Source organism: Novosphingobium sp. FW305-C-111, from assembly GCF_058783565.1.
The window spans coordinates 25,912-51,659 of sequence record NZ_JBYSYP010000018.1; the positions used below are offsets into that span (position 1 = coordinate 25,912).

The 25,748-nt window shown below is 68.8% G+C and carries 33 protein-coding genes; 23 read left to right on the plus strand and 10 right to left on the minus strand.

Features of this window, described 5'->3' with window-relative positions:
* The first annotated feature begins 2 nt into the window (after positions 1-2).
* Positions 3-959, plus strand: a complete 957-nt coding sequence (locus AC3WLD_RS17020) for a hypothetical protein (RefSeq protein WP_492558165.1) — start codon at positions 3-5, stop codon at positions 957-959.
* Entirely contained in the window at positions 947-1,846 is a 900-nt protein-coding gene (locus AC3WLD_RS17025; RefSeq protein ID WP_492558166.1) for a transposase, read from the plus strand. Before AC3WLD_RS17020 ends, AC3WLD_RS17025 begins: the two co-directional genes overlap by 13 nt.
* 138 nt (positions 1,847-1,984) lie before the next feature.
* Here AC3WLD_RS17025 and ruvX read toward each other — a convergent pair whose 3' ends face one another.
* The 7 genes from ruvX to pyrE form a co-directional block, all read right to left on the minus strand.
* Positions 1,985-2,452, minus strand: coding sequence for a Holliday junction resolvase RuvX (gene ruvX / locus AC3WLD_RS17030; RefSeq protein WP_492558167.1), 468 nt, complete (start codon positions 2,450-2,452; stop codon positions 1,985-1,987).
* Positions 2,449-3,588, minus strand: a complete 1,140-nt coding sequence (locus tag AC3WLD_RS17035; protein WP_492558168.1) for a DUF3089 domain-containing protein — start codon at positions 3,586-3,588, stop codon at positions 2,449-2,451. Before AC3WLD_RS17035 ends, ruvX begins: the two co-directional genes overlap by 4 nt.
* Before the next feature lie 4 nt (positions 3,589-3,592).
* A complete protein-coding gene (locus AC3WLD_RS17040; protein ID WP_492558169.1) occupies positions 3,593-4,660 on the minus strand; it encodes an AI-2E family transporter in 1,068 nt (355 codons plus the stop codon).
* A complete protein-coding gene (lepB, locus tag AC3WLD_RS17045; protein WP_492558215.1) occupies positions 4,657-5,583 on the minus strand; it encodes a signal peptidase I in 927 nt (308 codons plus the stop codon). Before lepB ends, AC3WLD_RS17040 begins: the two co-directional genes overlap by 4 nt.
* Before the next feature lie 92 nt (positions 5,584-5,675).
* A complete protein-coding gene (gene acpS, locus AC3WLD_RS17050) occupies positions 5,676-6,077 on the minus strand; it encodes a holo-ACP synthase (protein WP_492558170.1) in 402 nt (133 codons plus the stop codon).
* 147 nt (positions 6,078-6,224) lie between these two features.
* Positions 6,225-6,965, minus strand: a complete 741-nt coding sequence (locus AC3WLD_RS17055) for a pyridoxine 5'-phosphate synthase (RefSeq protein WP_492558171.1) — start codon at positions 6,963-6,965, stop codon at positions 6,225-6,227.
* Positions 6,962-7,546 (minus strand): orotate phosphoribosyltransferase, encoded by a 585-nt coding sequence (gene pyrE, locus AC3WLD_RS17060; RefSeq protein ID WP_492558172.1) that lies wholly within the window; start codon positions 7,544-7,546, stop codon positions 6,962-6,964. The genes AC3WLD_RS17055 and pyrE overlap by 4 nt, the downstream gene beginning before the upstream one ends.
* 232 nt (positions 7,547-7,778) lie before the next feature.
* On the opposite strand from pyrE, the gene coxB reads away from it, so the two are divergent.
* The 17 genes from coxB (at position 7,779) to AC3WLD_RS17145 (ending at position 21,021) form a co-directional block, all read left to right on the plus strand.
* On the plus strand, positions 7,779-8,858 hold the full coding sequence (gene coxB, locus AC3WLD_RS17065; protein WP_492558173.1) for a cytochrome c oxidase subunit II: 1,080 nt from the start codon (positions 7,779-7,781) through the stop codon (positions 8,856-8,858).
* 28 nt (positions 8,859-8,886) lie between these two features.
* Positions 8,887-10,590 (plus strand): cytochrome c oxidase subunit I, encoded by a 1,704-nt coding sequence (ctaD, locus tag AC3WLD_RS17070; RefSeq protein ID WP_492558174.1) that lies wholly within the window; start codon positions 8,887-8,889, stop codon positions 10,588-10,590.
* Positions 10,591-10,846: 256 nt separating this feature from the next.
* Entirely contained in the window at positions 10,847-11,521 is a 675-nt protein-coding gene (locus AC3WLD_RS17075; RefSeq protein WP_492558175.1) for a hypothetical protein, read from the plus strand.
* A 13-nt stretch (positions 11,522-11,534) separates the two neighbouring features.
* Positions 11,535-12,455, plus strand: coding sequence for a heme o synthase (locus tag AC3WLD_RS17080; protein WP_492558176.1), 921 nt, complete (start codon positions 11,535-11,537; stop codon positions 12,453-12,455).
* Positions 12,452-12,577 carry a cytochrome c oxidase system small membrane protein gene (locus AC3WLD_RS17085; RefSeq protein WP_492558177.1) on the plus strand — a complete coding sequence of 42 codons (126 nt, stop codon included), beginning with the start codon at positions 12,452-12,454 and terminating at the stop codon, positions 12,575-12,577. Before AC3WLD_RS17080 ends, AC3WLD_RS17085 begins: the two co-directional genes overlap by 4 nt.
* Positions 12,578-12,589: 12 nt before the next feature.
* A complete protein-coding gene (locus tag AC3WLD_RS17090) occupies positions 12,590-13,180 on the plus strand; it encodes a cytochrome c oxidase assembly protein (RefSeq protein WP_492558178.1) in 591 nt (196 codons plus the stop codon).
* Between the two features lie 94 nt (positions 13,181-13,274).
* Positions 13,275-14,096, plus strand: a complete 822-nt coding sequence (locus AC3WLD_RS17095) for a cytochrome c oxidase subunit 3 (protein WP_492558179.1) — start codon at positions 13,275-13,277, stop codon at positions 14,094-14,096.
* A 10-nt stretch (positions 14,097-14,106) separates the two neighbouring features.
* Positions 14,107-14,493: a DUF983 domain-containing protein gene (locus tag AC3WLD_RS17100; RefSeq protein ID WP_492558180.1), complete on the plus strand. Its 387-nt coding sequence runs from the start codon at positions 14,107-14,109 to the stop codon at positions 14,491-14,493.
* Positions 14,490-15,053, plus strand: a complete 564-nt coding sequence (locus AC3WLD_RS17105; protein ID WP_492558181.1) for an SURF1 family protein — start codon at positions 14,490-14,492, stop codon at positions 15,051-15,053. The genes AC3WLD_RS17100 and AC3WLD_RS17105 overlap by 4 nt, the downstream gene beginning before the upstream one ends.
* Positions 15,054-15,313: 260 nt before the next feature.
* Positions 15,314-16,720, plus strand: a complete 1,407-nt coding sequence (gene thrC / locus AC3WLD_RS17110) for a threonine synthase (RefSeq protein WP_492558182.1) — start codon at positions 15,314-15,316, stop codon at positions 16,718-16,720.
* Positions 16,720-17,667, plus strand: coding sequence for a class I SAM-dependent rRNA methyltransferase (locus AC3WLD_RS17115; protein ID WP_492558183.1), 948 nt, complete (start codon positions 16,720-16,722; stop codon positions 17,665-17,667). The genes thrC and AC3WLD_RS17115 overlap by 1 nt, the downstream gene beginning before the upstream one ends.
* Before the next feature lie 21 nt (positions 17,668-17,688).
* Entirely contained in the window at positions 17,689-18,075 is a 387-nt protein-coding gene (locus tag AC3WLD_RS17120; RefSeq protein WP_492558184.1) for a dihydroneopterin aldolase, read from the plus strand.
* Positions 18,075-18,833, plus strand: coding sequence for an SDR family oxidoreductase (locus tag AC3WLD_RS17125; protein ID WP_492558185.1), 759 nt, complete (start codon positions 18,075-18,077; stop codon positions 18,831-18,833). Before AC3WLD_RS17120 ends, AC3WLD_RS17125 begins: the two co-directional genes overlap by 1 nt.
* Entirely contained in the window at positions 18,830-19,837 is a 1,008-nt protein-coding gene (moaA, locus tag AC3WLD_RS17130; RefSeq protein ID WP_492558186.1) for a GTP 3',8-cyclase MoaA, read from the plus strand. The genes AC3WLD_RS17125 and moaA overlap by 4 nt, the downstream gene beginning before the upstream one ends.
* Before the next feature lie 2 nt (positions 19,838-19,839).
* A complete protein-coding gene (locus tag AC3WLD_RS17135) occupies positions 19,840-20,076 on the plus strand; it encodes a MoaD/ThiS family protein (RefSeq protein ID WP_492558187.1) in 237 nt (78 codons plus the stop codon).
* A 1-nt stretch (position 20,077) separates the two neighbouring features.
* The gene (locus AC3WLD_RS17140) at positions 20,078-20,521 is read left to right on the plus strand and encodes a molybdenum cofactor biosynthesis protein MoaE (RefSeq protein WP_492558188.1); all 444 of its coding nucleotides are present in this window, start codon (positions 20,078-20,080) and stop codon (positions 20,519-20,521) included.
* Between the two features lie 80 nt (positions 20,522-20,601).
* The gene (locus tag AC3WLD_RS17145) at positions 20,602-21,021 is read left to right on the plus strand and encodes a hypothetical protein (protein WP_492558189.1); all 420 of its coding nucleotides are present in this window, start codon (positions 20,602-20,604) and stop codon (positions 21,019-21,021) included.
* Positions 21,022-21,086: 65 nt separating this feature from the next.
* Here AC3WLD_RS17145 and AC3WLD_RS17150 read toward each other — a convergent pair whose 3' ends face one another.
* On the minus strand, positions 21,087-21,623 hold the full coding sequence (locus AC3WLD_RS17150; RefSeq protein WP_492558190.1) for a hypothetical protein: 537 nt from the start codon (positions 21,621-21,623) through the stop codon (positions 21,087-21,089).
* A 215-nt stretch (positions 21,624-21,838) separates the two neighbouring features.
* Here AC3WLD_RS17150 and rplU point away from each other — a divergent pair, with 215 nt between their 5' ends.
* The 3 genes from rplU to AC3WLD_RS17165 all read left to right on the plus strand — a co-directional run bounded on the left by rplU (position 21,839) and on the right by AC3WLD_RS17165 (position 23,313).
* On the plus strand, positions 21,839-22,189 hold the full coding sequence (rplU, locus tag AC3WLD_RS17155; RefSeq protein ID WP_492558191.1) for a 50S ribosomal protein L21: 351 nt from the start codon (positions 21,839-21,841) through the stop codon (positions 22,187-22,189).
* A gap of 27 nt (positions 22,190-22,216) precedes the next feature.
* The gene (rpmA, locus tag AC3WLD_RS17160; protein WP_492558192.1) at positions 22,217-22,486 is read left to right on the plus strand and encodes a 50S ribosomal protein L27; all 270 of its coding nucleotides are present in this window, start codon (positions 22,217-22,219) and stop codon (positions 22,484-22,486) included.
* 263 nt (positions 22,487-22,749) lie between these two features.
* A complete protein-coding gene (locus AC3WLD_RS17165; protein ID WP_492558193.1) occupies positions 22,750-23,313 on the plus strand; it encodes a GNAT family N-acetyltransferase in 564 nt (187 codons plus the stop codon).
* A gap of 43 nt (positions 23,314-23,356) precedes the next feature.
* Here the strand turns inward: AC3WLD_RS17165 and AC3WLD_RS17170 are convergent, their stop codons facing one another.
* Positions 23,357-24,247, minus strand: a complete 891-nt coding sequence (locus tag AC3WLD_RS17170; protein ID WP_492558194.1) for a metal-dependent hydrolase — start codon at positions 24,245-24,247, stop codon at positions 23,357-23,359.
* Positions 24,248-24,306: 59 nt separating this feature from the next.
* Between AC3WLD_RS17170 and AC3WLD_RS17175 the strand changes: the two genes are divergently transcribed.
* Positions 24,307-24,897: a TetR/AcrR family transcriptional regulator gene (locus AC3WLD_RS17175; RefSeq protein ID WP_492558195.1), complete on the plus strand. Its 591-nt coding sequence runs from the start codon at positions 24,307-24,309 to the stop codon at positions 24,895-24,897.
* Here AC3WLD_RS17175 and ygfZ read toward each other — a convergent pair.
* Positions 24,878-25,612 carry a CAF17-like 4Fe-4S cluster assembly/insertion protein YgfZ gene (ygfZ, locus tag AC3WLD_RS17180; RefSeq protein ID WP_492558196.1) on the minus strand — a complete coding sequence of 245 codons (735 nt, stop codon included), beginning with the start codon at positions 25,610-25,612 and terminating at the stop codon, positions 24,878-24,880. The genes AC3WLD_RS17175 and ygfZ overlap by 20 nt on opposite strands.
* Positions 25,613-25,748 lie beyond the last annotated feature (136 nt).

Here is a 25,748-nt window from a genome sequence, read left to right on the forward strand (position 1 = left end):
CCATGCGGATCGACCCCGCCATTGCCGCGCTCCGCGCCGATCCGGCGCTGCTGCCGGCGGCCTGCGCCCGCGTGGCGGCGGGCTGGGACGCGGCGAGCGGGAGGGCGGGGCCGGTCCTTGCCGACCTCGCCCGCCACGGCGACGGCGCCGGGCTGGATACGTGTCCGGCGCTGCGCCGTGCGCTGGCGGGAGGCCGGTTCGCGGGGCGGATGCTGGCGGGCGCGCTCTCCGGCCTGCGGGACGCCCCGCTCGGCCAGCTGCGCCGTCCGCACTTCGCCAGCGCCACGCTCCATTCCCTGACGCTGGCGATGGCCCGGCGCTCATCGCTGTCGCTGGCGCTGGTCGACGGCGATGCGTGGCGCGCGGCGGGGCAGGGTGCGGCGCGGCGGGCGGGCTTTCAGGGCGGCGAGCTTGCCCTCACCGTGCTTGCGGGCGAGACCGAGGGGCGGGTTGTCCGGCGCTGCGGCAAGGGCCTGACCTTCCGCACGGTCGCGCTTCATCCCGGGGTACGGCTCGACCTCGACGCCGGGTTCGAGGCGCTGGTGCTCGACCAGGTCGGGGCGATGCTCGCGACCTTGCGGCTCTATCGGCGTCCGGCCCGTCCCACGGCGATGGAGGAAGTGGACCTTGCAACCGGCGCGGTCGTCCACCGCGCTGCGGCGCGCCAGCGCGACAGCCGGATGGAGCTGGCGATGGCGCTGCTCGGGCGCATGAACCGCCGCGAGGCCGCCCCGGCCATCGCAAACGTCGCCGGCGACCGCGCGCTCGACCCGGCGCTGCGCTGGCAGGCGCTGCGCGAGGGGCTGGCGCTCGACACCGCGCAAGGCTTTGCCGCGCTGCTCGGCGCGGGGGAGGCGGGCGATCCCCTGTCCGGACCGGCCCGCCAGCTCGCCGAGCAACTGGCGGCGCGCCACCCGGCGCTCGCCGCGATGGAGGAGGATGCGCTGTGCCCCGCGTGATCGGTCTCACCCCCCAGCCTGCGATCTCGCTCGAAGAGGCGGTCGACGGCGTCAGCGCGCTTCGCTTCGATCCGGAGGACGAGGGCAGCCTTTTGGCGGGCGCGCGGTTGCTCGCCGCGCTCGGCGCGAATCCCGATTTCCTCGCCGAGCGGCTGGTCGCCGACCTCGCCCGGCGCTGCGAGGTGGACGAGAGGCAGAGCGACTATGGCCCGCAGGTCGTGGTGCTCTCGCCCGCGTTTGGCAACGTGTTCCTGCGCGCCAACCTCTGGCCCTCGCCCCAGGAAGCCGCGTTTCGCGCCAGCGGCGGCGATGCCTTCGCCATCGGCCTGCCGCACGACCACAACTTCAGCTTCCTCACTTACGGCTACTTCGGCCCGGGCTACTGGAGCGACTATTACGAGTACGACTACCAAGCCGTCGCGGGCTATCGCGGGGAGAAGGTGGACCTGCACTTCACCGGGCGCACCCAGCTCCAGGAAGGCAGGCTCCAGCTCTACCGCGCCCACCGCGACGTCCATGTCCAGCACCCGGCGGAAAGCCTCTCGGTCAGCCTCAACCTCATGCACATGCGCGCCGACCAGGGCTGGCATGACCAGTACCGCTTCGATGTCGACAAGGGCGAGATCGCCGGCATTCTCGGCGCGGGGCCGGCGGAGACGATGCTGCGGATTGCGGTGGCGATCGGCGCGCCCGGCGCGCTCGACCTTGCCGCCGGGTTCGGGCGCAGCCACCCCAGCGACCGGATGCGCCTCGCCGCGTGGGAGGCGCTGGCGCTCACTGACGACGACGTCGCCGGACGCGATGCGATCTGGCGCCACGCGGAGCTCGCGGGCAGCCGGATGGTCGCGGGCGAAGCGCGGCGAAGGCGGGCGATGCTGGCGGCTTAGGAAGTCCATGGACCTCCACCTCCGTTCGTCCTGAGCCTGTCGAAGGACCTTCCTTCTTTTGTTCCGACGCTGTGCCACGAAAAAGGGCGGTGCTTCGACAAGCTCAGCACGGACGGAATTGTTTGGACCCGTGGTGGATCAGAACGCCGCCCCGGCCAGCGCGTCGATCGCGCCTTGCAGGATCAGCGCCGCCGCGGCCGAGTCGATGCGTTCGGCGCGCTTGGCGCGGCTGAAGTCCTGTTCGATCAGGCTGCGCTCGGCAGCCTGGGTGGTCCAGCGCTCGTCCCACAGCAGGATCGGCAGGCCGAGATCGCTCAGGTTGCGCGCCATCGCCCGCGCCGCCTGGCTGCGCGGGCTCTCGCTGCCGTCCATGTTGAGCGGCAGGCCGATGACGAGGCCGACGACCCCGCGTTCCGCCACGAGATCGCGGATCACCGCCTTGTCGATGGTGAACTTCTTGCGGAAGATCGTCTTGCCCGCGGTAGCGAAGCGCCAACCGGCGTCGCACAGCGCGGTGCCGATGGTCTTGGTCCCGGTGTCGAGCCCGAGCAGCATGCCGCCATGCGGCAGCGCCTCGCGCAGCTCGGCCGCCGACGTAGTGATCACCGTACCGGGGCCTTGCTCCCCGCGGACTTGGTCCACGCCGCCTCGCGCCGCGCGAAATCGGCGGCGACGTTCGCCCAGAACAGCGGGATGTCGTACACGTGGTAGTTGTTGCCCGGCATCACGTAGGAGCCCATCTGCGGCGGGTCGCCGATCAGCAGCAGCCCGCGCTCGTCGCACCGCGCCGGCACCGCGCCGGGGGTGAGCGTGCCGCTCGACAGGTCGGAGGTAGGCACCAGCGTGCCAAGGTTGGCGCTCGCCGGGGCACTGCCGCCGGCCTGCCCGGTCAGCGGGTTCGAGCAGAGCAGCGGGCTGCCCGCGCGCGGCTGGCCGTCGAGGCCCAGCGTGGCGACGCTGCCGGCGGAGAGCTTTTCGGGTTCCGCCGGTTCGGCCCAGCTGCCCCAGCCCATCACGCAGCCCGCCTGGTCGGGGGTCGCGCAGGCCGGCAGGCCCATGCGCGGCAGGTCGTGGGTGGTCGAGATCGGCCAGCCGACCGGATAGGCGGCGACGATGCGGCTCGCCAGTGGCTTGCCCGCCACGCGATCCTGCATCAGTCGCATCAGCAGCGCCGCGCCCTGGCTGTGCCCGGCGAGGACGATCGGCGCATCCTGCGGGACCGAGGCGAGGAACAGGTCGAACGCCGCGCGCACGTCGCCATAGGCGAGGTCGAGCGCGCGCTGGCCGTCTTCGCCATCGACCAGGAAAGCACCGAAGGTCGCCTGGCGATAGCGCGGTGCCCAGACTTCGGCCGCGCCGCCGAACGGGCTGGCCATTCCCTTGACGAACAGCTCCGCCCGCGCATTCGCGTCGGCATCGGTCGGCGGGGCGTTCCAGTGGTCGCGGCCGAAATAGCTGGTCGGGTGGATGAAGAACACCGCCGCCCGCGATCCCGGCGAGGCGGGCCGGGTATAGCCGGGCGGGGTCCACAGCGCCGGGTCGGTCGGCCCCTTTCCGGGGCGCGAAATCCACATCGCCGGGTCCTGGTAGGCATTGCCCGCCAGCGGCGCGGCGCTCTGGAACGGGACCGACGGCGCGAACGCCATGCGGGTCAGGTCCTTGGCCCAGATGTTGAGCACGACCAGCACGACCATGACCAGCACCACGAGGCCGGCGATCACATAAAGGAACTTGCGCGCCATTTCGTCAGCCTTCCGCTGCTTCGGCCGTGTTGCGCTCGGCCTGGCGCTCGAGCGCGATCTTGATCATCGCCACGATCGGATCGGCGAGCGCGAGGCCGAGGATGCCGAACAGCAGCCCGAACATCAGCTGCGCCCCCAGCACCAGCGCAGGCGCGAGATCCGCGGTGCGCTTGGCGACCATGGGGACGATGATGTTGCCGTCGACCGTCTGCACCACGACATAGACCGCGATGCAGAACAGCCCCATCTCGGTCCCGCCGGAAAAGCCGACGAGGACCATCAGCAGGCCGGATATCGGCGCGCCGATGTTGGGCAGGAACGCCAGCAGGCCGGTGAGGAGGCCGAGCAGCGCGGCCATCGGCACGCCGTACCAGGCGAGCAGCGCCCAGGTCGCGACTCCTTCCACCGCCATGCCGATCAGCCGTCCGAACAGCAGCATCCGCAAGGACCGGCCCATGCGCAACGCGGTGCCCTCGAAGTGGCGGCGGTTGTTCTCGGGCAGCATCCACGCGAAGCCGCGGCGATAGAGGTCGGGCTCGATCACGAAATAGATGCCGAGGATCATGATCAGGAACGCGGTGGTGAACCCGCCGAGGATCCCGCCGAGCGCCCGGGTCACCGCACCGACGCTGCCGATGACCTGGCCCGCGATCTCCTGCAGGTTGACGTTCTCGAGCGCGATCCCGTAGCTGGCCGCCAGCTGCGACAGGCGGCCAAACTGGGTCTCGATCAGCGCCGGAAACTGCGCGGCCTGTTCGGCGATCTGGCTCCCGGCGAAGACCACCAGCCAGACGACGAACGCGACCGCCGTCAGCAGCACCATGGTGATCCGGATCCCGCGCGGGATCATCGGCGCCGCGCGCGCAATCAGGCGCTGGCCGCCGTCGATCATCGCCGCGAAGACGATCCCGCCGAAGATCACGAGAATGGGCTGGGCGAGCACGACGACGAGCGCGAACAGCGCCGCCACGCCGAGCCAGATCGCCGCCTTCTTTGCCTCGGTCCGCACGAAGCCCGACTGGAAGTCGGTCGGTCCCGCCGCGGTCATGGTGTTGTCGCTGTCGTTGCTCATGGGCCCCCTCTTGCGCCCTCAACCCGGTTTGCCGGATCGAGTTCCGGGCGCAGGCTGCTGCCGGCGCGGCCCGAGCGCAAGGACTTCCACCACGAGAGCGGATTCCAGGTCTCGCTGCCGTCGAGCGAGAAGGTGATGAACTCGGCCCGCCCGCCGACATCGGACAGCGGCACCGGCCCGCCGAGCCCGCGCTCCTCGATGCTGGCGCGGCTGTCGGCCGAATGGTCGCGGTTGTCGCCCATCAGGAACACGTGGCCCGGTGGGACGGTGATTTCGCCGAAGTGGTCGAGCGGCTGGTCGCGGTGGTCGATGACGTTGTAGCTGACCCCGTTCGGCATCGTTTCGCGCAGCAGCGGCAGCTCACAGAACATGTTGCCTTGCAGGTCGCGGAACTGCGCGGCGGGGAAGGTCTGCGGGTCGCAAGGGTTGTTGGCGTCGATCGGGATATCGACCGGCGGCTGCACTGCCTGCGGCACCGGCTTGCCATTGAGCACGATCTGCCCGTTGACCACGGCGATCCGGTCCCCCGGCAGGGCGACGACGCGCTTGATGTAATCCTCGTCGGTGTTGGGCGGGACGACGATCACCACGTCGCCGTACTCGGGCGTGCCCGGGAGGATGCGCGTCGCGCTGCGCGGCAGGACGTGGAACGAGGCCGAGACCCACGACCAGCCATAGGGATACTTCGACACCACCAGCCGGTCGCCGACCAGCAGGTTCGGCATCATCGAGATCGACGGGATGTAGAACGGCTTGGCGACCAGGCTGTGGAACAGCACCACCGCCAGCAGCATGGCGATCAGTCCGCGCAGCTCCGACCACCAGTTGATCGGCTCGGGCTCCGGCTCGCCCTCGGTCGGGGCGGGGTAGGGGGAGGGAGCAGCGCCGGGGACACCGTGTTCGGTGTCCCCGTTCTCGCCAATAGGGGACACCGAATACGGTGTCCCCGCGTTGTGCTGCTCAGGGGACACCGTACTCGGTGTCCCCGTCGCGCCCGCGTCGTTCTTGTCCCCGCTCACAGCGGCCGCGCCTCGATCACCACGAAGGCCTGCGCCCACGGGTGGTCGTCGGTGAGGGTGAGATGGACCACCGCCTCGTGCCCATCGGGCGTCAGCTTCGCCAGCCGCGCCGCCGCGCCGCCGGTGAGGGCGAGGGTGGGCGCGCCGGACTTGGCGTTGACCACGCCGATGTCCTTCATGAACACGCCCGTCTTGAAACCGGTGCCGACCGCCTTGGAGAACGCCTCCTTCGCCGCGAAGCGCTTCGCATAGGTCCCGGCGCGGGTGTAGGGGCGGCGCGCGGCTTTGGCGCGTTCGACCTCGGTGAACACGCGGTTTTCGAAGCGCTCACCGAACCGGTCGAGCGAGGCCTGGATCCGCTCGATGTTGCAGAGGTCGGAGCCGATGGCGATGATCATTCTATAGAACCTCCCCTGCAAGGGGAGGGGGACCATGCGAAGCATGGTGGAGGGGCACCCACCGTGAACACGAACGCACGGAATGGTTCACTGCCCGTGCCCCTCCACCAGCCTGCGGCTGGTCCCCCTCCCCGTTCCGGGTAGGATTCACCGCGCCGCGTCCATCAGGTCGCGCATCCGGCGCACGGCGCTTTCCAGCCCGGTGAAGATCGCCTCGCCGATCAGGTAGTGGCCGATGTTGAGCTCGGCCAACTGCGGTATCGCGGCGATGGCGGTGACGTTGTCATAGGTGAGGCCGTGGCCGGCGTGCGGCTCGATCCCGTTGCGGGCGGCGAGCGCGGCCATGTCGGCGATGCGCTTGAGTTCCACGGCGCGGGCCTCGCCCTCGGCATGGGCATATTCGCCAGTGTGAAGCTCGACCACCGGCGCGCCGAGCCTGATCGCCGCCTCGATCTGGCGCGGCTCGGGGGCGATGAACAGGCTGACGCGGATTCCGGCGTCTGCGAGGCGCGAGACGATCGGCGCAAGGCGGTTGTGCTGCCCGGCGGCGTCGAGCCCGCCCTCGGTCGTGCGCTCCTCGCGCCGCTCGGGGACGATGCAGGCGGCGTGAGGGCGATGGCGCAGCGCGATCTCCAGCATCTCGTCGGTCGCGGCCATCTCGAGGTTGAGCGGCAGGCTGGTCGCGGCTTGGATGCGGGCAAGGTCCTCGTCGCGGATGTGGCGACGGTCCTCGCGCAGGTGCGCGGTGATCCCGTCGCCGCCGACGGCCGCGACGATCTCCGCGGCGCGGACCGGATCGGGATGATCTCCCCCGCGTGCGTTGCGGATCGTCGCGACATGGTCGATGTTGACGCCGAGCCGCAGCTTGCCGGGGGTGTAGAGGCTCACGGTTTTGCCCTGCTCCCGGGCTTCACCGCCTCGCTTCCCGCCAGCTCCGCCGGCAGTTCGTCCGGCGCGTAGGTCGGAAAGCTCAGCGCCACCAGCGGGAAGAACGGGACGCCCAGATCGACGGTGCCGCCCGAACGGTCGACCAATGAAGCCGCTGCGACGACTTCGCCGCCGGCTTCCTCGATCGCCAGAATCGCCTCTTTGCTGGAGAGCCCGGTGGTGACCACGTCCTCGACCATCAGCACCTTGTCGCCGGGGGTAAGGGCGAAGCCGCGGCGCAGTTCGAACGTCCCGGTCGGGCGTTCGACGAACATCGCCTCCTTGCCCAGCGCGCGGCCCATCTCGTGGCCGATGATGACCCCGCCCATCGCCGGCGAGACGACCTTGTCGATGCTGTTCCTCAGCTCGCGCGGGAGCTTCGCGGCGAGCGCGGCAGCGAGGCGCGAGGCGCGCATCGGGTCCATCAGCACCCGCGCGCACTGCAGGTAATGCGCGCTGTGGCGGCCCGACGAGAGCAGGAAGTGCCCTTCGAGCAGCGCGCCGGCCGCGCGGAATTCGGCGAGAATCTCGTCTTCGGTCATCTTTTTCCGTCCTGTCGCCCGCGCTCGGGCCGGAATGGCCGCAAATGGCCCGCGAAACCCCGCGCCACAAGCGTTTTTCGCGCCACATTGATGGCTCGCAAAAATATGCCCGCCCCGGCTTGAGGCAAGTGGAAAGCGAGCGTATAGGCCGGTCCGATTGAGGGTTTCAGGGGTCGTGCGGGCGTCTTTTCGGGGCGTTCTCGCGAACAGGGAAAAAGCGGAACATTCGACGATGAGTCTTGCCGATACCGCCCGCGCGCTGGGCAAAGCGATTGGGGCCATGGGCCTCGCGGCCACGCTGGCGTTCGCCTCGCAGGCCACCGCGCAGGAAGCTGCCGCGACTCCGGCGCCCGCCGCTGCCGCCGCGGCGAGCCCCGCCGCAGGTGAACCCGCCGCGCCGGCCCCGGCCGCCTCGGCTGCCGCTCCGGCTGCTGCCGCCAGCGACGCCGCCGCGCCCGCGGCTGCTGCTGCCGAGCCGGCCTACACCGGTCCCAAGTACGTCCCCATGAAGCCCACCCCGGGCAAGGGCCAGCCGGTCAACGGCGGCTGGACCTTCCAGGACCAGTACTCGCCGACCGGCGAGCAGGCGCTGTGGATGCACGACGCGATCCTGATGCCGGTGATCGTGGTGATCTCGCTGTTCGTGCTGTTCCTGCTCGCCTGGGTGGCGGTCCGCTTCAACAAGCGTTCCAACCCGGTCGCCTCCAAGACCAGCCACAACACCATGATCGAAGTGGTGTGGACCGTGCTTCCGGTGCTGATCCTGGTGGTCATCGCGGTGCCGTCGATCCGCCTGCTCGCCCAGCAGTACGAGCCGGCCCCGGCCAAGTCGCTGACGGTCAAGGCCACCGGCTACCAGTGGTACTGGGGCTACACCTACCCCGACAACGGCGGGTTCGAGGTGATCTCGAACATGCTGCCCGATGACGAGGCGATCCGCCGCGGCGAGCCGCCGCAGCTTGCCGCCGACAACCGCATGGTCGTCCCCGCGGGCGAGCCGATCCGCCTCCAGACCATCGGTTCGGACGTGATCCATTCGTTCGCCGTGCCGTCGCTGTGGTTCAAGCTCGACGCCGTGCCGGGCCGGATCAACGAGAAGGTGCTCTTCATCAAGGAGCCGGGCGTGTACTACGGCCAGTGCTCCGAGCTGTGCGGCGCCCGCCATGGCTACATGCCGATCGTGGTCGAGGCGCTGCCCCGCGCCCAGTTCGAGAACTGGGTCCGCCAGCAGCCCGGCGGCACCGTCGGCGAGGCCGCTCCGGCTGCGGAAACCGCTGCCGCCCCGGCCGCCGCCAAGCCCGCCGCCCGCTAAACGATTTACCGGATAAGGTTCGACCGAGATGGCTACCACACCCGCGAACGCTGAAGCCTTCCAGGCTCACGACGATCACGCCCACGGGCACGATCACGACCATGACCACAAGCCGAGCTTCTTCGCGCGCTGGTTCATGTCGACGAACCACAAGGACATCGGCACGCTGTACCTGATCTTCGCGGTCTTCGCGGGGCTCATCGGCGGCGCGGTCTCGGGCATGATGCGCTTCGAGCTGGCCGAGCCGGGCATCCAGTACCTCGGCACCTTCGCCGGCTGGCTGGGCGAGGCGAACCCCAACTTCGACTCGCAGCTCCACCTGTGGAACGTGCTGATCACCGCCCACGGCCTGATCATGGTGTTCTTCATGGTCATGCCGGCGATGATCGGCGGCTTCGGCAACTGGTTCGTGCCGCTGATGATCGGCGCGCCGGACATGGCCTTCCCGCGGATGAACAACATCTCGTTCTGGCTGACCTTCGCCGGTTTCTGCAGCCTGATGTTCTCGGCCTTCGTGCCGGGTGACAGCACCGGCAACGGTGCCGGCATCGGCTGGACCGCCTATGCCCCGCTGTCGACCTACGGCTCGACCGGGCCGGCGGTCGACTTCGCGATCTTCTCGCTGCACCTTGCCGGTGCCGCGTCGATCATGGGCGCGATCAACTTCATCACCACGATCCTCAACATGCGCGCGCCGGGGATGACCCTGCACAAGATGCCGCTGTTCGTGTGGTCGATGCTGGTCACCGCGTTCCTGCTGCTCCTGTCGCTCCCGGTCCTCGCCGCGGCGATCACCATGCTGATCACCGACCGCAATTTCGGCACGACCTTCTTCGACCAGGCCGGCGGCGGCGACCCGATCCTGTACCAGCACCTGTTCTGGTTCTTCGGCCACCCCGAGGTCTACATCATGATCCTGCCGGGCTTCGGCATGATCAGCCAGATCATCTCGACCTTCTCGAAGAAGCCGGTGTTCGGCTACCTCGGCATGGCCTACGCGATGGTCGCGATCGGCGTCGTCGGGTTCATCGTGTGGGCGCACCACATGTACACCACCGGCCTCGACGTGAACACGAAGATGTACTTCACCGCCGCCACGATGGTCATCGCGGTGCCGACCGGCATCAAGATCTTCTCGTGGATCGCGACGATGTGGGGCGGCTCGATCGAGTTCAAGTCGCCGATGGTCTGGGCGATCGGCTTCATCTTCCTGTTCACCGTCGGCGGCGTCACCGGCGTCGTCCTCTCGAACGGCGGCATCGACGACAACCTCCAGGACACCTACTACGTCGTGGCGCACTTCCACTACGTGCTGTCGCTGGGTGCGGTCACCGCGCTGTTCGCCGGCTTCTGGTACTGGTTCCCGAAGATGAGCGGCCGGATGCATTCCGAGTTCCTCAGCCACGTCCAGTTCTGGATCTTCTTCGTCGGCGTGAACCTGATCTTCTTCCCGATGCACTTCCTCGGCGTCCAGGGCATGCCGCGCCGCTATCCGGACTACGCCCCGGCGTACCAGCACTGGAACGAGCTCGCGACGCTGGGCTACAAGGTGATGGCCGTCTCGGTGCTCGTCTTCCTGGTGAACGTGATCTACGCGTTCGTCGCCGGCAAGAAGGCGGAAGGCAACTACTGGGGCGAGGGCGCGACGACGCTCGAATGGACCCTGTCGAGCCCGCCGCCGTTCCACCAGTTCGAGACCCTCCCGGTCATCGACGACAAGGCCCATCACTGAGCCAGGTCTGAAGCGGACAACGAAGCGCCCCGGGGGAAACTCCGGGGCGTTTTGCTATCCTCCCCTGCAAGGGGAGGGGGACCACCCGCAGGGTGGTGGAGGGGCACGCGCAAGAGAACGGGTGCTCTCTGCGAGGATCGGGTTCACGGGCGGTGCCCCTCCACCATCCCTGAAACTAGTTCAGGGCTGGTCCCCCTCCCCGTTCCGGGGAGGATCGCTCTGTCCTACATCTTCAAAATCTGCCTTATCCTCCGGGATGAAGGATTATCCCCGCAGCACGCCCCGCCGCCGCAGCGCGCGCGTCCCCGCCTTCGTGCCCGTCCCCACCCGCGCCCGGACCGATGGCTGGACGCAGGAGCGCCAAGCCAAGTTTCTCGTCGCGCTCGCCCGGACCCGCTCGGTCGCCGCCGCTGCGCGCCATGCCGGAATGGCGCGGGAGACGGCGTACCGGCTGCGGCGCAAGGCGGGGGCGGAAAGTTTCGCCGCGGCGTGGGACCGGGTGCTGGCGGGCGCGAACGTTCCGAAACGGAAGGTCACACTGGAGGAGTTCGCCGCGCGCGCCTTCGGCGGGCTGGTGCGACCGGTGATCCACAAGGGCGAGTGCGTCGCGCTCGCCGAAAAGGCCGATAACACGGCGCTTTTGCGCCTCGTCGCGCAGTTGGGCCGGGCGGGGAGCGGAGGGGCGGGCGGGGCCGGAAGGTCACAGCGCAAACCGGGCGCCTTTGCGTCAACTTCGGTCAGCGCAGAGGCAAACATGCCCACCCCCGACCCCTCCCGCTCGCGGGAGGGGAGATTAGACGCGGCGCTCGCATTCCCCTCCCGCATGCGGGGAGCCGAAGGCGTTCGCGAATGCGAACAGCGGGCAGGGGTGGGCGAGAGCGCAAACCACCCCCCATTGAGCCCTTCCCTCGAATCGCACCCGCGCCTATAGGCGGCGCCAGGACATGACCCAGGTCGCCACCTCGCCCGCGCTGCCCGCCGAATGGCGCGATTTCTTCGCGCTGACCAAGCCGCGCGTGATGACCCTGGTGATCTTCACTGGACTGTGCGGGCTGCTCGCTGCGCCGACGCATATCCACCCGGTGCTCGGCTTCACCGCGATCCTCTGCATCGCCATCGGCGCGGGCGGCGCGGCGGCGCTCAACCAGTGGTGGGAAGCCGACATCGACGCAGGGATGAAGCGCACCGCGCAGCGCCCGCTGCCCTCGGGCCGGATGGAGCGCCACGCCGCGCGCGACTTCGGGATTGCCCTCTCGGTCGGCTCGGTCCTGGTGATGGGCATCGCGGTCGGCTGGCTCTGCGCCGCGATCCTGGCGCTGTCGATCGTCTATTACGCGTGGTTCTACACGATCTGGCTCAAGCCGCGCACCCCGCAGAACATCGTCATTGGCGGCGGCGCGGGCGCGTTCCCGCCGCTGATCGGATGGGTCGCCGCGACCGGCGAGATCACCGCGATGCCGGTGCTGCTGTTCCTGATCATCTTCATGTGGACCCCGCCGCACTTCTGGGCGCTCGCGCTGTTCGTGCAGACCGACTACGCCAAGGTCGGCATCCCGATGATGCCGGTGGTCGCGGGCGAAACCTCGACCCGCCGCCAGATCTTCATCTACGCGCTGCTTCTCCTGCCGCTGGCGGTCGCGCCGTGGTGGATCGGCGGGACCGGCGCGGTCTATGGCGTCTCGGCAATCGTGCTCGGCCTCGCGTTCCTCGCGCTGGCGACCCGCGTGGGTTTTCGCCACAGCGTGGATGGCGACGCGATGAAGCCCGAAAAGCAGCTGTTCGCGTTCTCGATTCTCTATCTTTTCGCCCTGTTCGCCGCGCTGGTCGCGGACCGCTGGGCGACCTTGCAGGGCTGGCAGGCATGACCGATCCCGATCTCGACGAATACTATCGCCGCCAGCGCGGCAAGGCCAAGGTGCTGGGGCTGGTCCTCGGCGGCCTCGCCATCCTGTTCTTCTTCATCACCATCGCCAAGATGCAGCACTAAGAGGCGCAAGACATGGCCAGCCACGCGATCGCCCCCGACGCCCGCCGCAACCGCAAGGTCGCGCTGTTCGCGCTGACGGGCGCGGCGGCGATGCTGGCGCTGGGCTTCGCCTCGGTCCCGCTCTACCGCATCTTCTGCCAGGTCACCGGCTTCGGCGGGACGCCCGAGCGGGTTAGCGAGGCGCAGGCTGCGGGGATCGCGGCGGCGGGCCGCATGGTCACCGTCCGCTTCGACGCCAATGTCGAGCGCGGCCTGCCGTGGACCTTCGGGCCCGAAGTCGGCAAGCAGGACCTGCCGATCGGCCAGCGCAAGCTGGTGGTGTTCGACGCGAAGAACAATTCGGACAAGCCGGTCATCGGCCAGGCGGTTTTCAACGTCTCGCCCGAGCGGGCCGGGGCCTATTTCAAGAAGATCCAGTGCTTCTGCTTCAACGAACAGAAGCTGGAGCCGGGGCAGGCGGTTCGGATGCCGGTGATCTACTATGTCGATCCCGCGATCCTCACCGATCCCGATGCCAAGGACATTTCCGAGATCACGCTGAGCTACACGTTCCTGCCCGCGCCGGGGCAGGGCATCGGCCCGACGAAAACCGCTGCAAAGTGACTGGACCGCTGCCCAAGCGAGCGATAAAGGCCCTTGCGTGAAGCCCGGTTCGCAGCCGGGCACGACCTGACAATTTCCGGGGGATACGACGATCATGGCCGGGACGAAGAACCACGACTACCACATCCTGCCGACGGACCCCTGGCCCTTCATCGGCTCGATGTCCGCCCTGACGATGACCAGCGGCGGTGTGCTCGCGATGCACAGCATGGCGGGCGGCAAGTACGTCTTCATGCTCGGCCTCGCCGGCGTGCTGCTCACCATGTTCTCGTGGTGGTCGAACGTGATCAAGGAAGCCCACAAGGGCGACCACACTCCGGTCGTGCAGCTCCACCTGCGCTACGGCATGATCCTGTTCATCGCCTCGGAGGTGATGTTCTTTGTCGGCTGGTTCTGGGCATTCTTCGACTTCTCGCTGTTCCCTTCGGCAATTTCCGAGGTGGTCGGCGGGGTCTGGCCGCCCAAGGAAATCGAAGCGGTCATGGATCCGTTCGACCTGCCGCTCCTCAACACCCTGATCCTGCTGTGCTCCGGCACCACGGTGACCTGGGCGCATCACGCCCTGATCCACGGCGACCGCGACGGGCTGAAGAAGGGCCTGTGGGCGACGATCCTGCTCGGCCTGCTGTTCAGCTCGATCCAGGCGTATGAATATTATCACGCCCCGTTCGCCTTCGGGAAGAACACCTATGGTTCGGCGTTCTACATGGCGACCGGTTTCCACGGCTTCCACGTGATCGTCGGCACGATCTTCCTGATCGTCTGCCTCAAGCGCGCCTACAACGGCGACTTCACTCCGCGCCAGCACTTCGGCTTCGAAGCGGCGGCGTGGTACTGGCACTTCGTCGACGTGGTGTGGCTGTTCCTGTTCGCGGCGATCTACGTCTGGGGCGGCTGGGGCGCGCCGATCCACTGATGACCGACTCGTGACCGGACAACCGGAACGGACGGAAGGGCAGCCCGGTGTCGCCGCGGCTGCCCTTTCCGCATCCTGCCCCCGCTGCGGGGCGAAGAAGGCGCTGTTCGACGGCGTGATCCGGTTCGCGCCGAAGTGCCGGGCCTGCGGGCTCGACTACACCCAGTTCAACGTCGGTGACGGGCCGGCGGGGTTCCTCACCCTGATCGTCGGCGCGCTGATCACGATCCTGGCGGTGGTGGTCGACCTCAAGCTGTCGCCGCCGCTGTGGGTCCACGTGATCCTGTGGGTGCCGCTGACCGTGCTGGCGGTGATCGCCACGCTGCGGGTGAGCAAGGCCGCGCTGCTGATCCTCGAATACCGCCGCGGCGCGGGTGAAGGGCGCGAGAAGAAGTGAAGCGACTTCCGGTTTTCGCGACACTGGTTGTGGTGATCGCCGTCGCCATCATGATCCGCCTGGGGTTCTGGCAGCTCGCCCGGATGCACGAGAAGGAGGCGCTGCTGGAACGGTACGCGGCGGCGCAGCAGTCGCGCGCCGAGGTCCCGTTCCCGGCTACACCAGCGGAGGTGGACGCTGCGCTCTACCATCGCAGCCGGGTCGAATGCGTGAGGGTGACGGCGCCGACCTCCATCGCCGGCCGCAACCTGCGGGGCGAGAGCGGGCTCGCGCAGCTGGTCCAGTGCCAAAATCCGCAAGGCAACTCTTACCCGGTCGTGCTCGGCTGGTCGCGCAATCCCGCGCCGTCGGGCTGGCAGGGCGGGGAGGTGACAGGCTGGGTCGGCCCCGGTCCGAAGCTCGTCGCCGACCCGCCGCTCGCCGGTCTCGAGGCCAACGCCCGGCCCGATCCGAACGATCTGGCTAACAACCACCTGTCCTATGCGGTGCAGTGGTTCCTGTTCGCGCTGACCGCGAGCGTGATCTACGCGGTGGCGGTGCGGAAGCGGATGCAGGGGTAGCGGGTGGCCGCCACTGTTCTACCAAACAACGTCACACTGAACTTGTTTCAGGGGCCACTCCCGTCTTCCTCCGGCCATTCCCAAACGCGGCAACCGTGCGGCTGCTCACTCGGCGCGCTCCGGCGTAAGGTTGAGGCGGGATGCTGAAACAAGTTCAGCATGACGAAATTGGGGGCAAAGGCAGCGCGCCTCATCCCGGACGATCGCTTGCCACGCAGCGCCCGCCCCGCTAACCGCGCCGCAAACCAGCAGGGACGGCCATGGACTATATCAGCACCCGCGGGCAGGCGCCGGCGCTCGATTTCGAAGGGGTGACGCTCGCCGGCCTCGCCAGCGACGGCGGGCTCTATGTCCCGCGCGAATGGCCGCGCTTCACCGAAGACGAGATCGCCGGACTCGCCGGGCTGCCCTATGCCGAACTGGCGGCGCGGGTCATGGCCCCGTTCGTCGGCGAAAGCCTGACGCCCGAGCGACTGCGCGAGCTGACCGCACAGGCCTATGGCCGCTTCGCCCATGCCGCGGTCACCCCGCTGGTCCAGCTCGACCAGCGGCAGTGGCTGCTCGAGCTGTTCCACGGACCGACGCTGGCGTTCAAGGACGTCGCCCTGCAGCTGCTCGGCCTGCTGTTCGAGGAGTTCCTGTCGCGGCGGGAGGATCACCTGACTATCGTCGGCGCGACCAGCGGCGACACCGGCTCGGCGGCGATCGATGCGGTCGCGGGCCGCGCCAAGGTCGACGTGTTCATGCTTCATCCGCACGGGCGGATCAGCGACGTCCAGCGCCGCCAGATGACCACGGTGCTCGCGCCCAACGTTCACAACATCGCCATCGACGGCAGCTTCGACGATGCCCAGGCGATGGTAAAGCGGATGTTCGGCGACACCGCGATGACCGGGCGGTTCGGGATCGCCGCGGTCAACTCGATCAACTGGGCGCGGCTGATGGCGCAGGTGGTCTACTACTTCGCCGCCGCGCTGCAGTTCGGCGCGCCCGCGCGGAAGGTCGCGTTCTCGGTCCCGACCGGCAATTTCGGCGACGTGTTTGCCGGGTATGTGGCGGCGCAGATGGGGCTGCCGGTCGAGCGGCTGATCGTCGCCACCAACGTCAACGACATCCTCCATCGCGCGCTGTCGAGCGGCGACTATTCGGCGAGCTCGGTGACGCCGACCGCGGCGCCGTCGATGGACATCCAGATCTCCTCGAACTTCGAGCGGCTGCTGTTCGATGCCGCCGGACGCGACGGCGCGGCGCTCGCTGCGCAGATGGCCGGGTTCGAGGCGAGCAAGGCGATGCAGCTCACCAATGCGCAGCGCGAGGCGGCGGCGGCGCTGTTCACTTCGGCCCGCGCTGATGCCGGCGACATGGCGCAGGCGATGCGCTGGGCTTACGAGGCGGCCGGCCAGGTGATCGATCCGCACACCGCGATCGGGCTGCATGCGGCGCGCACCGCCCAAGGGCTCGACCCGACGGTCCCCGTCGTCACGCTCGCCACCGCGCACCCGGCCAAATTCCGCGACGCGGTCGAGCGCGCCACCGGCCAGCGCCCGGGCCTGCCCGCTCGCGTCGGCGACCTGTTCGAGCGCGAGGAACGCTGCGCCCACCTGCCGGGGACTTACGAGGCGGTGAGCGCCTACATCGCCGAGCGGGCGACTCCGAAGCACGGCTGATGGCGCGGCTCGACCTCCAGCCGCAGCTGATGATCGGCGGGGGCTGGGAAGACTTCGCGCTGATCGACAGCGGGCACGGCCGCAAGCTCGAGCAGTACGGACCCTACCGGTTCATCCGGCCGGAGGGCCAGGCGCTGTGGTCCCCGCGGCTCGCGGAGTGGCAGGCGGACGGCGAGTTCGTGCCCGGCTCCGACGAGGACGGCGGCGGGCGGTGGCAGTTCGCCAAGCCGGTGCCGCGCGAGGGCTGGCCCCTGTCGCGTGGTGACGTCCGCTTCACCGCGAGCTGCACGCCGTTCCGTCACCTGGGGTTCTTCCCCGACATGGCCCCGGTGTGGGACTGGATGGGGGAGATGCTGAGTCCCCGCGAAGGCGGGGACCTCGTGCCGCATACGGACCGCTTGGCGGAGGGAGGTCCCCGCCTGCGCGGGGACGCGGCAACTTTGAACCTCTTCGGCTACACCGGCGTCGGCACCCTCTCGCTCAGCCAGTACGGCCCGGTTACCCACGTCGACGCCTCGAAGAAGTCCGTCGCCCAGGCCCGCGAGAATGCCGCGCTGTCTGGCATGGCCGACCGCCCGGTGCGCTGGATCGTCGACGATGCGGCCAAGTTCGCTGCGCGCGAAGTGCGGCGGGGACGGCGCTATGACGGGATCATCCTCGATCCGCCCAAGTTCGGGCGTGGTCCGGATGGCGAGGTCTGGCGGCTGGAGGAGCACCTGCCGGGCCTGATCGCCGACTGCCGCCGCCTGCTCGACACGAACAGCCGCTTCCTGTTCCTCACTGTCTATGCGGTGCGGATGAGCAGCCTTGCGCTTGCCGGCCTGCTCGACGAGGCGTTCCGCGACATGCCCGGCACGCTCGAGCACGGCGACCTCGCGATCCGGGAGCAGGGCGACGACGGGCGCGTTCTGCCGACCGCGATCTTCGCGCGCTGGCGCAATTCGTGATCCGGCGCTAAAGGCCCGCGCGTGTCCGACAGCCTCATCCTCGAAGTCGTCAACGTCGAGACCGACGTGCTCACCGGAATCTACTCGGAGGAGACCGGGCGGCCGCAGCCACTGCGGATCTCGATCCGGGCCCAGTTGGAGCATCAGCCGCGCTACACGCCGGACTGTCCGCTGAGCGCCAGCAAGAACTACATGGACCTCAAGTTCGCCGCGAGCGACGGGCTGCCGAAGGATGTTCACTTCAAGCTGATCGAGGCGGTCGCCGACCACATCTGCGAAACGCTGTTCCTCCAGGACCGGCGGGTGCGCGAAGTCAGCGTCAAGATCGTCAAGCTGGCGATCAGCGAGGCGGGCGAGGAGATCGGCATCACGCTCACCCGCCAGCGCCCCGCGGACCTCTCCGCCTGATGGCCCGGCCGCTCGCGCTCGTCACCGGGGGCTGGCGGCGGATCGGCGCGGCGATTGCGCGGCGGCTGGCGACGGCAGGCTGGGACCTGGCGCTTCACGCCCACCACCCGAATGCGCGCGATCCAGCGCTCGAAGCCGAACTGCGACAGGCCGGCGCCGCTGTCCATCTCGTCCACGGAGATCTGGCCGACGACAAGTTTGTCTCCGCCCTGGTGAGCGAGGTCGCAGCCTTGGGCGGGCGCACGCCGACGCTGCTCGTCAATTGCGCCTCGTTGTTCCACGACGACGACATCGCCAGCGTGACCCGCGAAAGCCTGGAACAGCACTTCGCCGTCAACCTTCATGCGCCGGTGCTGCTCACCCGCGGACTGGCCGATGCGCTGGGCGAGGCGCATGGGGCGGTGGTCCATGTGCTCGACCAGCGCGTGGCGAACCCGGTGCCCGACCAGCTCGGCTACACGCTGTCGAAGCAGGCGCTCCACGCGTCGGTCCGCACGCTGGCGCGGGCGCTGGCACCGCGGATCCGGGTCAACGGGGTGGCCCCGGGGCTGACCCTGCCGACCCGCGATTATGGCGAGGCGCAGTGGGCGCGGCTCGCCGGGCTGATGCCGCTCGGCCACCTGCCCGATCCCGCGGAAATCGCCGACGCCGTGGCCTGGCTTGCCGCAGCCCGTTCGGTGACCGGGCAGACGATTTTCGTCGATGCCGGCGCGCACCTTGAAGCCTATCCCCGAGATTTCGTACACTTGGGCCAGTGAACAGCGAACGCGCCCCCCTGATCGACCGATTCGCCCGGCGGATCACCTACCTCCGCCTGTCGGTGACCGATCGCTGCGACCTGCGCTGCAGCTATTGCATGCCGGAACGCCAGGTGTTCCTGCCCAAGAACGAGGTGCTCAGCCTCGAGGAGCTGCACCGCGCCGCGCTGGCGTTCATCGACCGCGGCGTGACCAAGATCCGCCTGACCGGGGGCGAGCCGCTGGTCCGGCGCGACATGATCGAGCTGGTCCGCGCGCTCGGCCGCAAGCTCGGCGACGGGCTGGAGGAGCTGACCCTCACCACCAACGGCACCCGCCTTGCCGAGTTCGCGGGCGATCTGCGCGAGGCCGGGGTGCGCCGGGTCAACGTTTCGCTCGATACCCGCGATCCGGCGCTGTTCGAACGGCTGGCGCGGCGCGACAAGCTCGCCGATGTGCTTGCCGGGATCGCCGCGGCGCGCGAGGCAGGGCTCAAGGTCAAGCTCAACACCGTCGCGCTGAAGGGGCTCAACCACGAGGATATCCCGGCGCTGGTCGAGGCCGCGCACCGCGATGGCTGCGAGCTCACGCTGATCGAGGTCATGCCGCTGGGCGAGGTCGAGGAAGACCGCTTCGACCACTACCTGCCGCTGACCGTAGTCAAGGAAGAGCTCGAACGGCGCTGGACCCTGACCCCCAGCGATGCCCGCAGCGGCGGACCGGCGCGGTACTTCGACGTGGCCGAAACCGGCGGGCGGCTCGGCCTGATCACCCCGCTCACCGGCAATTTCTGCGAGGGCTGCAACCGCGTGCGGCTGACCGCCACCGGTCAGCTGTTCATGTGCCTTGGCGGGGAAGGGCAGGTCGACCTGCGCGCCGCGCTGCGCTCCGCCGATCCCGACGCCGCCATCGCCGAGGCTTTCGCGCGGGCCATGGGCGAGAAGCCCGAGCGCCATGCGTTTGCCATTGACCGCCGCGGTGCCGCACCGGCGCTCGCCCGCCACATGTCGATGACCGGGGGCTGAGCGTGGCGAAACTGGTGTTCCTCGGCCGCCTCGCCGACGTAGCGGGGGGCGGCGAGCGGATCGTCGCGGCGGGACCGCTGGCGGATATCCTCGCCAGCCTGCCGCCCGGCCTCGCCATCGCGCTGACCGACGAACGCGTGCGCCGCGCGCTCAACGGCGAGCTCATCTCGAACGACAGCGTGCCTGTGCTGGGCGAGCACGACGAGCTCGCGTTCCTGCCGCCGGTCAGCGGGGGCTGAGGTGATCGACGTCCGCCTGCTGGCCGAGCCGTTCATCCCCGGCGCATTCGTCGGACCGTTCTCCAACGCCCACCCGGGGCTCGGCGGGATCTGCACCTTCGTCGGCGAGGTGCGCAGCGGCGGCGGGGTCGAGGCGCTCGAGCTCAGCCACTACGAGCCGTTGACCCTGCCCGGCATGCGCGCGCTGGCGGAGCAGGCGGCGAAGCGCTTCGCCCTGCTGGGCATCCTGATCGTCCACCGCACCGGGCAGCTTTTCCCCGGCGAGCCGATCGTACTCGTCTCTGCCGCCGCGCTGCACCGGCGCGAGGCGATCTCGGCGGTCGACTTCACCATGGACCACCTCAAGAGCGACGCGTGGTTCTGGAAGCGCGAGAAGACCGCCGACGGCTGGCGCTGGATCGATCCGCGGCCCGAGGACCACACCGACCTTGCGCGCTGGAAATAACCGCGACGGTTTTTGACCCGCGTCAACGAATCGCGCCCCGGCCCGGCGCATGACGGCTCCACGCTGAAGGAGCCCAGGTCATGAGCAAGCACATCGCCGCCCCCGACATCGACAGCATCGCCGCGGTGGTCGACAACCCCAATGCGACCGTCGTCGATCGCACGTTCGAACTGCCCACCGGGCTCTATGCCGCGACCGGCGGGGCCTACCTCGTGTTCATGGGCCTGATGGCGCTGATGTTCCACAACGGCGAGCTGCTGCTGCCGATGGCGGTCATTGTGTTCTTCATCGCCGTCGCCGGCGTGGTGCTGAGCAAGTGGGCGACGATGAAGCCTGACACACGCTCGCATTCGCTCGGCTGGTACGACTGGAAGCGCAAGGGCATCCAGACGCTGTCCGGCCCGCTCGATGCCGGCGCGGCGGCGGTGCAGGTGCTGATCCTGCCGGTGCTGATCGTGCTTTGGGGCGTCGTGATCGCGGTCATCGCCGCGACAGTCTGACCCGTCCTATCCCCCCCGGACGGGCCGTGAACGGGGCGTCGCTCATGCGGCGCCCCGTCTTCGTTTCAGCCGGCGACCCGGCCGCGCAGGGCGGCAAGCGTATCGTCCTCGGCGGCGATCAGCGTGATCACCCGGTTGCGGGTATCCTCGATCGGGGCAAGGTCGGCGCTTGCCGCGTCGACTGCCGCGATCTTTGCCGCGACGAGCATCGCGTCGAGGTCGGCCAGCACGATCATCGCATTGCTCCGCGCCGATTCGAGCTGGGCCAGCTGGACCTGCGCGACCGACCAGCTCTCGCTGCCGACGCTGGCCCCCGCCGCGGCCGCGACGGCGCGGACGGCACGGGGTTCGACACTGCGGAACTCGCGGTCGGCCGCCTGGGCGCGGGTCAGGAGCGAATCGAGCTGGCCGGCGAGGCCCGCGGTCTGCACCGGCGGCGCTTCGGGCGCCGGTGTCGCGCCCGCCACCGGGCTCATGCTCCCGCTCTCGCGCTCCGCCGGGCGGCGGTCGAGCGAGGGATAGGGACGGTCCGTGCTCGCGCATCCGGCGAGGAAAAGCGCGAATGCGGGCAGGGTTGCGGGCAGGAAGTTGCGGCGCGTCATCGCCTCGGCCATAGCAGAAGGCGCAGGCGTTGCCAGCCGCGCAGCGCCTCATGCGAAGGGCCCTGATTTGCGCCGCTTCCGGCGTTGACAGCAAGGCCCCCTTCGACTATCCGCGCCTCTCTTTCCGGCCCCCGCCTGTGCGGGATGTCGGCCTGTTGCCCGCATGCCGATTCGTTTCGGGTCGGGCAGTGACTTGAAGAACGGATAGCAGAACGATGTTCGCAATTGTGCGCACGGGCGGCAAGCAGTACCGGGTTGCCGCCGGAGACAAGATCGCGGTGGAGAAGCTGGCGGGTGAAGCCGGCGACAAGATCACGCTGGGTGACGTCCTCCTCGCCGGCGACGGCGGTGACCTCGCCGACGCGGCCAAGGTTGTCGTTTCGGCCGAGATCATCGCGCAGGCGAAGTCGGAAAAGGTCATCGTCTTCAAGAAGCGCCGTCGGCACAACTATCGCCGCCGCAATGGCCATCGCCAGCAGATGACCCTGCTGCGCATCCTCGCCGTCGGTGGCGAGGAAAAGAAGGCCAAGAAGGCTGCCCCCAAGGCCGACGAAGCCGCGGCCTGAGCGAACAGAGATTCGGAGTAAGACGAGATGGCACACAAGAAAGCAGGCGGCTCCTCGCGTAACGGTCGCGATTCGGCTGGTCGCCGCCTTGGCGTGAAGAAGTTCGGCGGTCAGGAAGTCGTCGGCGGCAACATCATCATTCGCCAGCGCGGGACCAAGGTGTACCCGGGCGCGAACGTCGGCATCGGCAAGGATCACACCCTGTTCGCCCTCGCCGAAGGCCGCGTGCGATTCCACGCCGGGAAGCTTGGCCGCAAGTACGTGTCGGTAGACATGATGGCAGAAGCTGCCGAATAAGCGGATGGTCATTCCAAGGGCCATCCTGACGGGATGGCCCCGCCGGACTCACCGTCCGGCCTGACGAGGGAGAGGGGCCCGCCCGTCTCCCTCTTTTTGCATTCTCCCTCAGCGTCCCTGTCCGATTTCGCGCAGCGAAGTCCGGCCGGCAGGGCACGCGCCTGTCGCCGCACATACGTGGCGATCCGGCGCAAGGCGAAACATCCTTGTCATTTCCGTCGCATAGTGGCGGCGGGACCGACAGGGCGAGAAGGAGAATGCCCATGTTCATCCGGACCGAAAGGCTGTTCCTGCGTCCCGGCTGGCCCGAGGACTGGCAGGAGCTGCTCGGCAGGATCTGCGACGAGCGGATCGTGAAGAATCTTGCCCGCGCGCCGTGGCCCTATGGCCCGGAAGACGCGCGGCGATTCGCCTCGATGGCGCAGGATGCGCGCACCCCGAACTTCTTCGTGACCCTGCCAACGGCAGACGGCGCGCGGCTGGTCGGCTCGGCTGGCCTGGGCCTCCACGAGGGCGAGGTCGAGCTGGGCTACTGGATCGCCCGCGACGAGTGGGGCAAGGGCTATGCGACCGAGGCGGCGCGGGCAGTGCTCACCCTGGCGCGGACGCTCGGGCACCGGCGGATCGTCGCCGGGCACTTCGAGGACAACCCCGCCTCGGGCCGGGTCCTGCGCAAGCTGGGTTTCCGCCCCACCGGCGAGATCCGCCCGCGGTACAGTCTGGCGCGTGACGCGGTGGCGCTGTCGGTCGTCCACGAGATCGACCTCGGCGCCGCCGGGGACTGCGACAATTGCGGGGACGACGAACCGCGAATGCGCGCGGCTTAGGCCGTTCCTCCCCGTCCGCGTTGCGGACAGGGAGGATTTCCGATCAGGCCGCCACCGCCACGGCATCGGCGAACGCGCTGTCGGCCTTGCCGATGAGCGCGCGGTCGTCGTGGTTCCATGGGTGGAAGCCGGGCAGGAAGTAGCTGACCCACGCCGGGAAAACCCGGCGCAGAACGCCCGGCTGCCACAGCAGGTAGGCGGCGAGCCGCCACTTCCACTTCGCCCCGGTCAAGCCGTCCTGGGCGAGCAGGTCGATCGTGTCCTCGACCCGGTGGGTGATGAAGTTCTTGGTCACGATGAGCATCATCAGCGACTTGACCTTCCAGCGCTTCCACCGGCTCCAGTTGCGGGTGGCGTGGAGCCAGGTGTCATAGGCGACGCCCTTGTGCTCGATCTCCTCGATTGCGTGCCAGCGCCACATGTCGGCGGTTTCCTGCTCGGCCCCGGCGAAGTGCTTCGGGTTGGCAAGGAATTCGTGCGCCATCATCGCGGTGTAGTGTTCGAGCGCCATGGTCGCGGCGAGGTTGAGGATGACCGGCCGGTCCTTGGTCAGGGCGAGCAATTCCTCCACCCGGCAGTCGATCTTGGCGATGTCATAGCCGGCATCGGTGGCCGCGCGGTTGAACGCCACGTGTTCGCGGGTGTGGTTGATCTCCTGCTTCACGAACGCGCGGATCTCCTCGGCGAGCTTGGGCGGAGCGCCATCGCGGTGGGCCTTTACCGCCTCGATGAAGAATGCCTCGCCGCGCGGAAAGGTGGCCGACAGGGCGTTGTGCCAGGCGGTCGCGACCGGATCACCGGCCAGCCACCAGCGGCCGGGCTTCTGGCCCCGGCCGAAGCGGCGATCGCGGATGGTGATCGAAAGGTCTTCCGGCGTCGCTGCGGAGAGCGGCTTGCGGTCGGCGACGGCGGGTTCTACTCGGGTGTCGGTCATAATTGCGGACCCTGGGGGCTGGGAGTGTTATGGCTCCCAATATGGAATTACTTACACAAATGTCAATAAGGAAACGCCTGTCGCCCGAGGAGAGCCGCACCGCCGCGCTCGAAGCGGCGCGTTCGCTGCTGATCGAGCTGGGCCCGCAGGCCGTCACCCTGAAAGCCGTCGCGGCGCGAATCGGGCGCACCCATGCGAACCTGCTGCACCACTTCGGCTCGGCCTCCGGGCTGCAGAAGGAACTGGCCAAGCACCTCACCGAGACGATCTGCGCGACGATTCGCGATGCGGTGATCGCCAGCCGCGAGGGCATCGGGCGGCCGCGCGACGTCGTCGACCTGACGTTCGATGCCTTCGACCGCGAGGGTGCGGGCGCGCTGGCTTCGTGGATGCTGCTCTCGGGTAACGAGGACGCGCTCGACCCGATCGTCGACACGATTCACGACCTCGTGGTCGACCTCAACGAGTATTCCTCGGACATCCAGCGCGGCAACACGCTCGCGCTGACCCTGATGGCGCTCGGCGATTCGCTGATGGGCGGCCCGCTCAGCCAGGCGCTCGATCTGCCGCGTCACGCCGCGCGCGACAAGGCCGAGGCGATGCTGATGGAAGGGCTCGAAAAGTCCGGCTTCATTCCCCAGAAGGGGTGAGGTCAAGCCAGGCGGGGGCAAGCCCGGGATCGATATCGTCGACCCGCAGATGGTCGACGGCAAGACCGAACTCGGGATAGGCGATCCGCCGCCGGGTTTCCTGCGAGCGGTCCAGCGGAACCACCACCAGCCTCCGGTTGACCTTCTGCCGCCAGTTCATCCGCGCGGTATTTTCCTGGCCGATGTAGCAGCCCTTCGAAAAGCTCACCCCGTTCAGCTCCGCCGCATTGCATTCGAGCCACAGCGTCTGGTCACTGCCCAGTTCGGCGCGGCCTTCGGTCACGCCGAGCGACAGGCGGTGCGCCCGCCATTCCTCGTCGACCGGGGCGTCGTCGGCCGAAACCGGCGCGAGCCAGCGTTCGCCCAATGCATGGAGCCGCGGATCGCTCGCCGCGCCGTCGCCTTCGTGCGGCCGCCAGTGGACCGCGACCGATTCGTCGCGCGCAATCGCAAGACGCCGGCGCAGGCGGTAGAGCGAGAGGCGGCGAACCAGCTCGTCGGCAAATTCTGCCTCGCAGTCGAGCAGCAGGTCGTCGCCCGAGGGCCAGACGAGGAAGTCGAACAGCGCCTTGCCCTGCGGGGTCAGCAGCCCGGTCCACACCGGCAGCGTACCGGCCACGTCATTGGTGACGAGGCCTTGGAGAAACCCCGCGGCGCTCTCGCTCCCGTCGAGGGCGGAAATACGGATCACGGCGCGGCTGAAAAGGCGGGTCATGGGTGACAGATAGCGTCCCAAGCCATTAATTCCATGCCCGTCCGTGCTGAGCTTGTCGAAGCACAGCTTTTCCTTTTTTCGCCGCACAAAGAAGAACAGTCCTTCGACAAGCTCAGGACGGACGGATATGGGGCTG

Excerpts from the sequence above, each read along its gene's own strand:
- AC3WLD_RS17020 (WP_492558165.1), top strand. The coding sequence starts at position 3 with ATGCGGATCGACCCCGCCATTGCCGCGCTCCGCGCCGATCCGGCGCTG.
- AC3WLD_RS17035 (WP_492558168.1), bottom strand. The coding sequence starts at position 3,588 with ATGGCGCGCAAGTTCCTTTATGTGATCGCCGGCCTCGTGGTGCTGGTC.
- AC3WLD_RS17040 (WP_492558169.1), bottom strand. The coding sequence starts at position 4,660 with ATGAGCAACGACAGCGACAACACCATGACCGCGGCGGGACCGACCGAC.
- acpS (WP_492558170.1), bottom strand. The coding sequence starts at position 6,077 with ATGATCATCGCCATCGGCTCCGACCTCTGCAACATCGAGCGGATCCAG.
- pyrE (WP_492558172.1), bottom strand. The coding sequence starts at position 7,546 with ATGACCGAAGACGAGATTCTCGCCGAATTCCGCGCGGCCGGCGCGCTG.
- coxB (WP_492558173.1), top strand. The coding sequence starts at position 7,779 with ATGAGTCTTGCCGATACCGCCCGCGCGCTGGGCAAAGCGATTGGGGCC.
- ctaD (WP_492558174.1), top strand. The coding sequence starts at position 8,887 with ATGGCTACCACACCCGCGAACGCTGAAGCCTTCCAGGCTCACGACGAT.
- AC3WLD_RS17075 (WP_492558175.1), top strand. The coding sequence starts at position 10,847 with ATGAAGGATTATCCCCGCAGCACGCCCCGCCGCCGCAGCGCGCGCGTC.
- AC3WLD_RS17080 (WP_492558176.1), top strand. The coding sequence starts at position 11,535 with ATGACCCAGGTCGCCACCTCGCCCGCGCTGCCCGCCGAATGGCGCGAT.
- AC3WLD_RS17085 (WP_492558177.1), top strand. The coding sequence starts at position 12,452 with ATGACCGATCCCGATCTCGACGAATACTATCGCCGCCAGCGCGGCAAG.
- AC3WLD_RS17090 (WP_492558178.1), top strand. The coding sequence starts at position 12,590 with ATGGCCAGCCACGCGATCGCCCCCGACGCCCGCCGCAACCGCAAGGTC.
- AC3WLD_RS17095 (WP_492558179.1), top strand. The coding sequence starts at position 13,275 with ATGGCCGGGACGAAGAACCACGACTACCACATCCTGCCGACGGACCCC.
- thrC (WP_492558182.1), top strand. The coding sequence starts at position 15,314 with ATGGACTATATCAGCACCCGCGGGCAGGCGCCGGCGCTCGATTTCGAA.
- AC3WLD_RS17115 (WP_492558183.1), top strand. The coding sequence starts at position 16,720 with ATGGCGCGGCTCGACCTCCAGCCGCAGCTGATGATCGGCGGGGGCTGG.
- AC3WLD_RS17125 (WP_492558185.1), top strand. The coding sequence starts at position 18,075 with ATGGCCCGGCCGCTCGCGCTCGTCACCGGGGGCTGGCGGCGGATCGGC.
- AC3WLD_RS17145 (WP_492558189.1), top strand. The coding sequence starts at position 20,602 with ATGAGCAAGCACATCGCCGCCCCCGACATCGACAGCATCGCCGCGGTG.
- AC3WLD_RS17150 (WP_492558190.1), bottom strand. The coding sequence starts at position 21,623 with ATGACGCGCCGCAACTTCCTGCCCGCAACCCTGCCCGCATTCGCGCTT.
- rplU (WP_492558191.1), top strand. The coding sequence starts at position 21,839 with ATGTTCGCAATTGTGCGCACGGGCGGCAAGCAGTACCGGGTTGCCGCC.
- rpmA (WP_492558192.1), top strand. The coding sequence starts at position 22,217 with ATGGCACACAAGAAAGCAGGCGGCTCCTCGCGTAACGGTCGCGATTCG.
- AC3WLD_RS17165 (WP_492558193.1), top strand. The coding sequence starts at position 22,750 with ATGTTCATCCGGACCGAAAGGCTGTTCCTGCGTCCCGGCTGGCCCGAG.
- AC3WLD_RS17170 (WP_492558194.1), bottom strand. The coding sequence starts at position 24,247 with ATGACCGACACCCGAGTAGAACCCGCCGTCGCCGACCGCAAGCCGCTC.
- AC3WLD_RS17175 (WP_492558195.1), top strand. The coding sequence starts at position 24,307 with ATGTCAATAAGGAAACGCCTGTCGCCCGAGGAGAGCCGCACCGCCGCG.
- ygfZ (WP_492558196.1), bottom strand. The coding sequence starts at position 25,612 with ATGACCCGCCTTTTCAGCCGCGCCGTGATCCGTATTTCCGCCCTCGAC.